The 11,872-nt window shown below is 64.0% G+C and carries 6 protein-coding genes and 2 riboswitches; all 6 genes read right to left on the bottom strand.

Annotation, left to right across the window (positions count from 1 at the left end):
• Positions 1 to 30: 30 nt before the first annotated feature.
• A complete protein-coding gene (metH, locus tag ACTJKX_RS17990; protein WP_440726052.1) occupies positions 31 to 3,801 on the bottom strand; it encodes a methionine synthase in 3,771 nt (1,256 codons plus the stop codon).
• Positions 3,802 to 4,045: 244 nt separating this feature from the next.
• On the bottom strand, positions 4,046 to 4,351 hold the full coding sequence (locus ACTJKX_RS17985) for a hypothetical protein (RefSeq protein ID WP_440726051.1): 306 nt from the start codon (positions 4,349 to 4,351) through the stop codon (positions 4,046 to 4,048).
• Between the two features lies 1 nt (position 4,352).
• Positions 4,353 to 5,420, bottom strand: a complete 1,068-nt coding sequence (locus ACTJKX_RS17980; protein ID WP_440726084.1) for a 2Fe-2S iron-sulfur cluster-binding protein — start codon at positions 5,418 to 5,420, stop codon at positions 4,353 to 4,355.
• An 87-nt stretch (positions 5,421 to 5,507) separates the two neighbouring features.
• Positions 5,508 to 6,752: an aromatic ring-hydroxylating oxygenase subunit alpha gene (locus ACTJKX_RS17975; protein WP_394309611.1), complete on the bottom strand. Its 1,245-nt coding sequence runs from the start codon at positions 6,750 to 6,752 to the stop codon at positions 5,508 to 5,510.
• 117 nt (positions 6,753 to 6,869) lie between these two features.
• Positions 6,870 to 7,074, bottom strand: a riboswitch (cobalamin riboswitch).
• 384 nt (positions 7,075 to 7,458) lie between these two features.
• Positions 7,459 to 8,574, bottom strand: a complete 1,116-nt coding sequence (locus ACTJKX_RS17970; RefSeq protein ID WP_394310103.1) for a ribonucleotide-diphosphate reductase subunit beta — start codon at positions 8,572 to 8,574, stop codon at positions 7,459 to 7,461.
• Positions 8,575 to 8,599: 25 nt separating this feature from the next.
• On the bottom strand, positions 8,600 to 11,512 hold the full coding sequence (locus ACTJKX_RS17965; protein WP_440726050.1) for a ribonucleoside-diphosphate reductase subunit alpha: 2,913 nt from the start codon (positions 11,510 to 11,512) through the stop codon (positions 8,600 to 8,602).
• Positions 11,513 to 11,620: 108 nt separating this feature from the next.
• Positions 11,621 to 11,839, bottom strand: a riboswitch (cobalamin riboswitch).
• Positions 11,840 to 11,872: the final 33 nt, after the last annotated feature.

The following is an 11,872-nucleotide window of genomic DNA, read 5'->3' as shown; positions in this document are numbered from 1 at the left end:
GGGCGGGCGAGGACGCCCGCGCTCCCAGGTCTATTCCGCCGCCTCCTTGACGCCGGGCACATAGTTGAGCACCGGCGAAAGCCAGCGCTCGACCTCTTCCACGCTCATGCCCTTGCGGGCCGCATAGTCCTCGACCTGGTCCTGCTCGATCTTCGACACCCCGAAATAATAGGCATCGGGATGAGCGAAATAGAGCCCGGACACCGAGGCGCCCGGCCACATCGCATAGCTCTCGGTCAGCTGCACACCGATGCGAGCCTCGGCGTCGAGCAGGCGGAACAGCGTGCCCTTCTCGGTATGGTCGGGCTGGGCGGGATAGCCGGGGGCAGGGCGGATACCGCGATAGGGCTCGCCGATCAGTTCGTCGGGGGCCAGGTTCTCGTCGGCCGCATAGCCCCAGAACTCCTTGCGCACGCGCTCATGCATGCGTTCGGCGAAGGCCTCGGCGAAGCGATCGGCCAGGGCCTTGACCAGGATCGAGCCATAGTCGTCATTGGCACGTTCGAAGCGATGGGCGATCGCTTCCTCTTCCATGCCGGCGGTAACCACGAAGCCGCCGAGATAGTCGCCCTGGCCGCTGGTTGCAGGCGCGACGAAATCGGAGAGGGCGACGTTGGCCCGGCCGTCGCGCTTGGTGAGCTGCTGGCGCAAGGTGTGCAGGCTGGCGAGTTTCCGGCCGCGGCCCTCGTCCGTATACAGATGTATGTCGTCGCCGACGGCGTTGGCCGGCCAGAAGCCGATCACGGCCTTGGGGTGGAACCACTTCTCTTCGATGATGCGGGCGAGCATGGCCTGGGCATCGTCGAAGAGCTGGCGTGCCGCCGCACCCTGCTTCTCGTCGGAGAGGATGGCGGGATAGCGCCCCTTGAGCTCCCAGGTCTGGAAGAAGGGTGTCCAGTCGATATAGCGCGCCAGCTCGGCGAGGTCGTAATTCTCGAACACGCGCGTGCCGAGGAAGCCCGGCCTGGGGGCGACGAAGCCGGTCCAGTCCACCTTGTGGGCGTTGGCCCTGGCCTTGGCGAGCGGCAGGCGCAGTTTGTCGGCCTCGCTGCGGGCATGGGCGGCCGCGACCTTGGCATATTCGGCCTGGACGGTTTCGACATAACCAGCCTTGTTCGAGGGGGATAGCAGGCTGGAGACGACGCCGACGGCACGGCTGGCGTCCGTGACATAGACCGCCTGTCCACGGTCATAGCGTGGATGCACCTTGACGGCCGTATGGACGCGGCTGGTGGTGGCTCCCCCGATCAGCAAGGGAATGTCGAAGCCCTCGCGCTCCATCTCCGCGGCGACATGCACCATTTCATCGAGCGAGGGCGTGATCAGGCCGGAGAGGCCGATGATGTCGACCTTCTCCTGGCGCGCGACTTCGAGGATCTTGGCAGAAGGGACCATCACGCCGAGATCGATGATCTCGTAATTGTTGCAGGCGAGCACGACGCCGACGATGTTCTTGCCGATGTCGTGCACGTCGCCCTTCACGGTGGCCATCAGCACCTTGCCGGCGCTCTGGCGGACCTGCCCGCCATTGGCCGCCTTCTCCGCTTCCATATAGGGCAGCAGCACTGCCACGGCCTGCTTCATCACGCGGGCCGACTTGACCACCTGGGGCAGGAACATCTTGCCCGAGCCGAACAGGTCGCCCACCACGTTCATGCCGGCCATCAGCGGGCCTTCGATGACGTGGAGCGGGCGCTCTGCCGCCAGCCGGGCTTCCTCGGTGTCCTCGTTGATATAGTCGGTGATGCCGTTGACGAGGGCATGTTCGAGGCGTTTTTCCACCGACCAGCTCCGCCAGGCCAGATCCTGGACCTTGGCCTCCTTCGGGCCGGCGCCGCGGAAGCGTTCGGCCAGCGCCAGCAGGCGCTCCGTCGCGTCGTCGCGGCGATTGAGCACCACGTCCTCGCAGGCCTCGCGCAGCTCCGCATCAATGGATTCATAGACGGCAAGCTGGCCGGCATTGACGATGCCCATGTCCATGCCGGCCTGGATGGCATGGTAGAGGAACACGGCGTGCATGGCTTCGCGCACGGGTTCGTTGCCGCGGAAGGAGAAGGAGAGATTGGAGACGCCGCCCGAAATATGGGCGTGGGGCAGGGTTTCCCTGATCTGCCGCGTCGCCTCGATGAAGGCGACACCATAGCCGTTATGCTCCTCGATGCCGGTGGCGACGGCGAAGATGTTGGGATCGAAGACGATGTCCTCGGGCGGGAAACCGGCTTCCTGCGTCAGCAGCTTGTAGGCCCGGGTGCAGATCTGGACCTTGCGTTCCAGCGTATCGGCCTGTCCCTGTTCGTCGAAGGCCATCACCACCACGGCCGCGCCATAGGCACGCACCAGGCGGGCGTGATGAAGGAAGGCTTCCTCGCCTTCCTTCATCGAGATCGAATTGACCAGCGGCTTGCCCTGCACGCATTTCAGGCCGGCTTCGATGATCGAGAATTTCGAGGAATCGATCATCACTGGCACGCGGGCGATGTCCGGTTCGGCCGCGATCAGGTTGAGGAATTCGACCATGGCCTTTTCGGAATCGATCAGGCCTTCGTCCATGTTGATGTCGATGACCTGGGCGCCATTGGCCACCTGGTCGCGGGCGATGTCGAGGGCGGTGGCGTAGTCGCCGGCGGTGATGAGCTTGCGGAACTTGGCGGAGCCGGTGACGTTGGTGCGCTCGCCGACATTCACGAAGGGGATGGTGGTGTCGAGCGTGAAGGGTTCCAGGCCAGACAGCTTCATCCTGGGCTCAGCTTCGGGAATGGCGCGCGGCTTGTGGCGACCCACGGCCTCGGCAATGGCGCGGATATGCTCCGGCGTCGAGCCGCAGCAGCCGCCGACGATGTTGACCAGCCCGTCGCGGGCAAAGCCCTCGATCTGCGCCGCCATCGCCTCGGGGCTTTCGTCATACTGGCCGAATTCGTTGGGCAGACCGGCATTGGGATAGGCGCACACGAAGGTATCGGCGACGGTGGAGATCTCGTCGAGATGCGCCCGCATCGCATTGGCGCCGAGCGCGCAGTTGAGGCCGATGGTGAAGGGGCGGGCATGCCGCACCGAATGCCAGAACGCCGTCGGCGTCTGCCCGCTGAGGGTACGGCCCGAGAGATCCGTGATGGTACCCGAGATCATCACGGGCAGGCGCACGTCCTTTTCGCCGAACACTTCCTCGCAGGCGAAGATCGCCGCCTTGGCGTTGAGCGTGTCGAAAATGGTTTCGATCAGGATGATGTCGGCGCCGCCGTCGATGAGGCCGCGGATCTGCTCGGCATAGGCGATGCGGAGATCGTCGAAGCTGACGGCGCGGTAGCCGGGATTGTTGACGTCGGGCGAGATCGAGGCGGTGCGGTTGGTCGGGCCGAGCGCTCCGGCGACGAAGCGCCGGCGCCCGTCCTGCTGCTGCGCCTTGATAGCGGCGCGGCGGGCGAGGCGGGCTCCGTCGCGGTTGAGGTCGTAGACGGCCTCCTGCATGCCGTAATCGGCCTGGGCGATCGAGGTGGAGGAGAAGGTGTTCGTCTCCAATATGTCGGCGCCGGCCATGGCATAGGCGTAGTGGATCGCCTCGATCGCCGCCGGTTGTGTAAGGGTCAGGAGATCGTTGTTGCCCTTGAGGTGGCAGTCACAGCCGACGAAGCGCTCGCCCCGGAAATGGTCCTCCTCGAAGCCGAGCCCCTGGATCTGCGTGCCCATGGCGCCATCGAGGATCAGGATGCGCTCCCGCGCGGCGGCGGTAAGGGCGGCAAGGATCTCCGCGCCCCGATCGGTCTGGGCAGGCGCGGCGAACAGGGCTTCGACCGGAGCGCTCATAACGAGCTCCTATAACGGAATTACGATATCAAGATATCCTTATATGATAGCGCCGAGAAAGGCGAGGTCAAGGCGAACTGTCCTGGAAGCGCCGGTTTTCTGTCTGGGATTGCTGGGGGATGGCGGAGAAGGGAAGAGGCGGACGAGACGTCCGCGGTCCTAGCCGGCACAGTTCCTGCGCGAACCTTGCCGGCGTTCTGCGGGAAACGCCTCGGCTGGGACCGCGGACGTTTCGTCTGCTTCTTCAGGCATCCACCCGCAAACGCCGCCGACCTCGTCTCCGGCCGGCATGATCGCGCACCTCGTCGAGCAGGCTGCTCAGATGCGGCAGCAGCGGATTGTCCGATGTCGAGGCCTCGAGCAGCAGGACTTTCAAATCGGCGGCTTCCCTGGCCAGGTCCGCGCCGTCCTCACGGCTGAGGATCCAGGCCAGCAGGAGGGTACGGGCCCGCTCCTCGGGCATGACGGGGCCATCATCCCGTGTGGCCCGCAGGATGGAGTGCACGATGGCGGCGTCGACATCGACGGTGTTCTGCGCGGCGATCGTCATCTCAGGCCTCGATCTCGACGCGGCCGAGCGGCCTGGTGCAGCAAGCCAGCACCAGGCCGGCGGCGATTTCCTCCTCGCGAATGCCGCCCTGATGGGTCATCGCGGTCTCTCCTGACACGCATTGCACCTTGCAGGTGCCGCACAGGCCCATGGTGCAGCCGGTCGGAATGTTGAGGCCGGCGCCACGGGCGAGTTGGAGAATGGTGTCGCGGCTGGAGGCCGGCACCTCGATGCCGGATTTGGTGAAGGCCACGCTGGCTTCGCCGGCAAGGGCCTCGTCCGCACCGACTTCCTCCATTGGCGTTTCGGCCGGCTGAAAGCTCTCTTCATGATAGCGGCGCATGTCGTAGCCATTGGCTTCGAGCATGTCCTTGACCGCAGCCATGAAGGGCGCGGGGCCGCAGCAGAATACTTCGCGCTCGCGGAAATCCGGTGCGATCAGGCGCAGGGCCGGAGCGTTGAGCCGACCCTGGAAGCCGGTCCAGGCTTCATGGGCCTCGGTCTCTTCCACGATCCAGGCAAGGCGGAGGCGCTGCATGCGTCCGGCCATGCGTTCCAGTTCCTGGCGGAAGATGATCTCGCCAGGCCGGCGTGCGCAGTTGACGAAAGCGATATCGGTGGCGGCGCCGTGGTCTTCGGCAAAACGGGTCATCGACATCATCGGCGTGATGCCCGATCCGGCCGAGATGAAGAGGTATTTTTCGGCCGGATGGCGATGGAAGCTGAATTGCCCGAGCGGGCCGTAGGCCTTCAACCGTGTGCCGGGTTTGAGGTTGTCCAGCATCCAGCGCGTGCCGATGCTGGAGGCCTGCGCCTTGGCGGTGACGCTGATCGAAAGCGGGCGGGAGGGGCTCGAAGACAGCGTATAGGTGCGCAGCACCGGCCCGGCCTCGGCCGGGATCTCTAGCGTGATGAACTGGCCGGGCTCGTAGCGGAACCAGCCCTGCTCGGCGGCGCGAAAGGTAAAGGTCGCGACATCGCGGCCCTCATGGATGATCGAAACGCATTCGAGCACTTGGCTCTGATCGTTCCAAGGCGGCGTTTCGTCGATATGCCTGAATTTCGCCAGGGCTGCGGAGGGCGTCGGCATGATGTCTACCCTTGTATATATCGGTTTCTCAAACACCCTCCCCTGGAGGGGGAGGGTGAAAAGGCCTCAGGCCACGCTGCGCAGGCGGACGCCGTCGTTACCCAACGCCGCTTCCATGGCGCTGCGATACCACTCGACGAACTGCATCACGCCGCCCTCATGTTCGGGGGCGTAGGGGCCGGGCGTGTAGACGGGCGAGGAGACGCCGAGCTGGTTCTCCTCGACGATCTGGCGGTCCTGGTCGTTGGTCATCTGCCAGACATGGGTGAGTTCATCGAGGTCGTAGTCGACCCCCTCGACCGCATCCTTGTGCACCAGCCATTTGGTGGTGACTTGGGTTTCCTTCGGCCCGATCGGAAGTACCCGGAAGCTGACCGCATGGTCACCCAGCACGTGGTTCCAGGTGGTGGGGTAGTGGAAGAGCAGGAGGGCGCCGATATTGCCTTCCTCAATCGTGGGGCTGAGCGGTCTCTGTACGGCCGGCTTGCCGGACATCGTGTAGCTGGCGGCATTGCGCAGCAGCGGCATGCGCGCCATGCGAAACTGGCCGTCTCCGGAAATGCTGAAGGTGCTGGGCAGGCCGGCTTCCTCGCAGCGCCGCCAATGCTGGCCGATGAGCGGATCCTTGTCGGCGCCCTGCACGCCCGTAACCGTCGGGGCCTCGGGGAAGGTACGGCAGAGCTCGGGATGATTGCCCGCGCAGTGGTAGCACTCGCGGTTGTTCTCCCAGACCAGCTTCCAATTGCCCTTCTCGACGATGGTGCTCTCGAAGGCCACCTTGGCGTTCTTCAGGCCATGGGGTGCCAGATAGGGCATGGCGCCGGCACGGAAGGTCTCGAAATCCGGCGCCTCCTTGGCGAGGCAGATCCAGATGTAGCCGGCCACGCTCTCGCAATGGACGGGCTTGAGGCCGTATTGAGCCGCATCGAAGCCGGGGCCCATGTCGCGGGCGAACAGCAGGCGGCCGTCGAGTTCGTAGGTCCATTGATGATAGGGGCAGACCAGCTTGGCGACGCTGCCGCTTGCCGCTGCGCACAGGCGCGATCCGCGGTGCCGGCAGGAATTGTGAAAGGCGCGGATGGCGCCGTCGCCGGAGCGCAGCACGATCACCGGATAGTCGCCGACCTGGAGGGTGAAATAGCTGCCCGGCTTGCCAAGCTCGCAGTCATGGCCGGCGAACAGCCATTCGCGATACCAGATGTTCTCCATATCCAGCCGGAAGAACTCGGGGTCAGTGTAGAATTTGCCCTCGAGCGTCGTGCCTGGATGGTGGGCCCGGAGGCGGCCCAGCATGTCCTGATGCGCAGTCATGTCAAAATCCCGCGTGACAACCAATGCATTGACTTGGCAGCGGGATGGGAAAGCGGATCGGAGCTCTGCGCCGACGCGATGGCACAGCCGAACCTCCTTCCGGAACGCCCACCGCGTCCGTCGGTTTTCATCGGGGCTGGTTTCCGGGCTCAGGAGCGGCCTTTCGGCCCGATCGCGACGCCTTCCCAGGTCTTCCCGACCCAGTGGCACCTGCCGCGATCTTCTCCTCTACCGTTGCGGGGGCAGCGCCGGATTTGGACCGGCTTCCCAATTCTCCGGGCCGCCTTGGGAGCGGACCGGCACCTCGAATGAGGATTAGAATACATCGAGTCGGCGCGCCGACTAGAGGCGATGCGACGGATGATGGTGTGTTCAGGACATTGTTATCGAGGGCTTGGGGAGGGCAGGTCGGGAAGGGGATAGCGAATGTCCGTCATTCCCCGCTCACCAGGGAACGACAGAGCAACCAATCCCGCTCTTTTCGAGGTGTCGGGATTTGAAATCTAGATGCAGCAGTGCAACCCCTCATCCGCCCCTTCGGGGCACCTTCTCCCGCAAGGGGAGAAGGTGAGCGGAAGGCGATTCGCCTGCCGAAATGATCCCCTTCTCCCCTTACGGGAGAAGGTGCTGGCAGGCGGATGAGGGGGCACGAAGCCCCATCCGAACCTTTCTTCAGTTTGTTGCGAATACCCTGAAACGCCTGCCTTCAATCCCAGCTCAGCGCGCCGCCGTTCTGATATTCGATGACGCGCGTCTCGAAGAAGTTCTTCTCCTTCTTCAGATCCATCGCCTCGCTCATCCAGGGGAAGGGGTTCTCGACATCCGGGAATACCGGCATGAGGCCGAGCTGGGCGCAGCGCCTGTTGGCGATGAAATGCATATATTGTTCGCACGACACCGCGTTGAGACCGAGAAAGCCGCGCGGCATGGTATCCCGGCCATAGGCGGCTTCCAGTTCGGCGGCCTCGCGGATCATCCGCTGCAGATCGGCCTGGAAGGTCAGCGTCCACAGATGCGGGTTCTCATGTCTGATCTGGTTGATCACGTCGATGCCGAAATTGAGATGGATGCTCTCATCACGCAGGATGTACTGATACTGCTCGGCGATCCCCACCATCTTGTTGCGCCGGCCGAGCGAGAGGATCTGGGCAAAGCCGGTATAGAACCACATGCCCTCGAAGATCACGTAGAAGGCGACGAGGTCGCGCAGGAAGGCCTGGTCGGCATCCGGCGTGCCGGTCTTGAAATCGGGATCGTCGAGATGCTGGGTGTGCTTGAGGGCCCAGGCGGCCTTGTCGGTGATCGAGGAGACCTCTCGATACATGTTGAAGAGTTCGCCCTCGTCGAGCCCGAGGCTCTCGACGATGTATTGGAAGGTATGGGTGTGCACCGCCTCCTCGAAAGCCTGGCGCAGCAGATATTGCCGGCATTCGGGATTGGTGAGGTGGCGGTAGATCGCCAGCACTATATTGTTGGCGACCAGGCTCTCGGAGGCGGCGAAGAAACCGAGATTGCGCTTGAGCATGCGCCGCTCGTCCTCGGTCAGGCCGTCACGCGACTTCCACAGTGCGATGTCGGCCTGCATCGAGACCTCGGTCGGCATCCAGTGATTGTTGCAGCCGGCGAGATATTTCTCCCACGCCCATTTGTATTTGAGCGGCAGCAACTGATTCACGTCGGCACGGGCATTGATCATGCGCTTCTCGTCGACCGTGACGCGGCTGCCGTCGCGGTCGATGGAACCAAGGCCAGTGGCATTGTCAGGGGTCTGCGGCAGCGGAATTCGCGCGGCCGGCGAAGCGGGTTCGGACCAATCGAGCATCGTCATTATCCTGTTTTCCTTCGGCTTACTGGCATGCTTCGCAATCGGGATCGTGGATGGAACAGGCCTTGCCCCAGGCTTCCGATGCAGCCGGGTTCGGCTGAGCCTCGATCAGGATCGGCGCGGCCGCCCGCGGCACCGTGGCGGAGACGGCGTTGAGCTTGCCGTCGGTGCCCTTCAGCGTCGATTTCTCGACATGGGTGGCCGAGCGCGAGCGCAGGTAATAGGTCGTCTTCAGGCCACGCTGCCAGGCCAGGCGGTAGAGCGTGTCGAGCTTCTTGCCGGAGGGGTTGGCGATGTAGAGGTTGAGCGACTGGGCCTGGTCGATCCATTTCTGCCGGCGCGCCGCGGCTTCGATCAGCCAGGCCGTGTCGATCTCGAAAGCGGTGGCATAGAGAGCCTTGAGATCCTCGGGGATGCGATCGATCTGGCCGAGCGAACCATCGAAATATTTGAGATCGGAGATCATGACCTCGTCCCACAGGCCGCGCGTCTTGAGATCGCGGACCAGGGCCGAGGTCACCACCGTGAAATCCCCCGACATGTTCGATTTGACGAAGAGGTTCTGATAGGCCGGCTCGATCGATTGCGAGACGCCGCAGATGTTGGAGATCGTCGCCGTCGGCGCGATCGCCATGGTGTTGGAATTGCGCATGCCGACCGTCTTCACGCGCTGGCGCAACATGTCCCAGGCCAGGGTCGAGCTCACGTCGAAGCTGGCGCCCTCGCGCGCCTCGGCGAGCAGGCCGACCGAGTCGATCGGCAGAATGCCTTGCGACCACAGCGATCCCTCGAAGCTGGGATAGCGACCGCGCTCGGCCGCCAGATCCGTCGAGGCCGAGATGGCATGGAAGGATACGGCTTCCATGCTTTCGTCGGCGAACCGCACGGCGGCTTCGGAGGCGTAGGGCAGGCGCAGGGTCTGCAGCGCATCCTGGAAGCCCATGATGCCCAAGCCGACGGGCCGGTGCCTGAGGTTGGAGCGCCGTGCCTCGGGAATGGTGTAGAAATTGATGTCGATGACGTTGTCGAGCATGCGCATCGCCGTCGTCACCGTCGCCCTGAGCTTGTCGAACATCAGGCCGCTGGCATCGACATGGGCAGCAAGGTTCACCGAGCCGAGATTGCACACGGCCACCTCGTCATGGGAGGTGTTCAGCGTGATCTCGGTGCACAGGTTCGAGGAGTGCACCACGCCGACGTGACGCTGGGGCGAGCGGATATTGCAGGGATCCTTGAAGGTGATCCAGGGATGCCCGGTCTCGAACAGCATGGTCAGCATCTTGCGCCATAGATCCTGGGCACGGACCTGCCTGAAGACCTTCAGCTCGCCGCCCGCGGCGCGTGCCTCATGCGCCTCATAGGCGGCCTTGAAGGCGGGGCCATAGAGATCGTGCAGGTCCGGCGTTTCGTCCGGTGAGAACAGGGTCCAGGGGCCATCCTGCTCCACACGTTCCATGAACAGATCCGGCACCCAGTTGGCGGTGTTCATGTCGTGGGTGCGGCGGCGGTCGTCACCCGTGTTCTTGCGCAGATCGAGGAACTCCTCGATGTCGACATGCCAGGTCTCCAGATAGGCGCAGACCGCGCCCTTGCGCTTGCCGCCCTGGTTGACGGCGATGGCGGTATCGTTGGCGACCTTGAGGAAGGGCACCACGCCCTGGCTTTCGCCATTGGTGCCTTTGATATGGGCGCCGAGCCCACGCACATTGCTCCAGTCATTACCGAGGCCACCGGAATATTTGGCGAGCAGCGCGTTGTCCTTCACCGCCTTGAAGATGCCTTCGAGGTCGTCGGACACGGTGGTCAGGAAGCAGGAGGAGAGCTGGGCGCGCAGCGTTCCGGAATTGAACAGGGTGGGCGTCGAGGCCATGAAGTCGAAGGAGGACAGAAGATCGTAAAACTCGATGGCGCGGGCTTCCCGGTCGATTTCGCGTAGGGCCAGGCCCATGGCCACGCGCATGAAGAAGGCCTGTGGCAGCTCGAAACGCGTGCCGCGCACATGCAGGAAATAGCGGTCATAGAGCGTCTGCAGGCCGAGATAGTCGAACTGCAAGTCGCGCTCGGGCTTGAGGGAGGCTGCAAGGCGGGCGAGGTCGAAGCGACCGAGTTCCGGATCGAGCAGTTCGTTGGCGATGCCGACACGGACATAATCGTGGAAATATTCGGCGTAGCGGCTCGCCATCTCGGCCTGCGTCGCCTGGTCGGGACGGCCCGCGACGAAGGTGAGGGCTTCGCGGCGCAGCTTGTCATTGAGCAGCCGGGCGCTGACCTTGGCATAATCGGGTTCGGTCTCGATCAGGGTGCGGGCGGCGAGGATCGGCGCCAGCGCCAGTTCGTCCTGGCTGATGCCGTCATAGAGGTTGCGCTGCGTCTCGTTCAGCACCGTTTCGGCGTTGGTGTCGGCAAGGCCTGCACAGGCTTCGAGCACCAGGGCGGCGAGGCGCGCGTGGTCGAGCGGCAGCAGGGAACCCTCCGCCGTCTTCATGCGCAAAGCAGGGGTAGTGCCGGCCTGTGCCTCCGCCTTGGCGGCGCGCTCCAGGGCTCGTTCCTGGGCGTGCTGTTCGCGATAGAGCACATAGGCGCGCGCCACCTTGTGGTGCTCGCCGCGCATCAAAGCGAGTTCCACCTGGTCCTGGATATCCTCGATATGGAAGGTTCGGCCTATATCGGCGCGGCGGGTCAGGCCGGCGACGATCTGGGCGGTGAGGTCGGCGACGATGTCATGTACCCGGCGCGAGGCGGCGGCCGAATGGCCTTCGACGGCGAGAAAGGCCTTGGTCAGGGCCACCGTGATCTTCGAGGCATCGAAAGGCGTGACGCTGCCATTGCGGCGGATGACCTGGTAGCCCGGTTCCGAGGCCGGCTTCGCCCTGTCGGCGCTGGCAGCGAGAAAAGGCGTCTTTGTGGTCGTAGCAGTTTCGAGATCAAGAGACATTCGGCAAACCCCAATATGTTGGAGGCTTGGGCCGAGGAGCGCATTCCGCGCCGACGCAGGATGATGCGCCGCGAGCAAGGCGATCCGTCGGGGCACCCCGCCCGAGGAAACGATACGCATCCACAGGCAGGTCTCCTGGCTCGCGGGTCGTTGCGGACTGCCTGCCTTCCCGGGGAGGGCGGGGTAAACCCACCTCTCGGCCAGTGGCCAATCGACAGCCGCTCTCCGCTTACAGTTGCGGGGGCAGCCCCGGCTTTGCCCTAAGGCCTACCGGATTCCCTCTTAGCGCCGGAAGCGAATCCGACGACCTGTGAATACCGTATCTAGTATGCTTTGGTGTCTATGTGTCAATAGATGGTG

This window comes from Labrys sp. 22185 (genome assembly GCF_052045555.1).
GTDB classification, from domain to species: domain Bacteria; phylum Pseudomonadota; class Alphaproteobacteria; order Rhizobiales; family Labraceae; genus Labrys; species Labrys neptuniae.
This window is presented reverse-complemented; position numbering and strand designations above follow the sequence as displayed.

Excerpts from the sequence above, each read along its gene's own strand:
- metH (WP_440726052.1), bottom strand. The coding sequence starts at position 3,801 with ATGAGCGCTCCGGTCGAAGCCCTGTTCGCCGCGCCTGCCCAGACCGAT.
- ACTJKX_RS17985 (WP_440726051.1), bottom strand. The coding sequence starts at position 4,351 with ATGACGATCGCCGCGCAGAACACCGTCGATGTCGACGCCGCCATCGTG.
- ACTJKX_RS17975 (WP_394309611.1), bottom strand. The coding sequence starts at position 6,752 with ATGACTGCGCATCAGGACATGCTGGGCCGCCTCCGGGCCCACCATCCA.
- ACTJKX_RS17970 (WP_394310103.1), bottom strand. The coding sequence starts at position 8,574 with ATGCTCGATTGGTCCGAACCCGCTTCGCCGGCCGCGCGAATTCCGCTG.
- ACTJKX_RS17965 (WP_440726050.1), bottom strand. The coding sequence starts at position 11,512 with ATGTCTCTTGATCTCGAAACTGCTACGACCACAAAGACGCCTTTTCTC.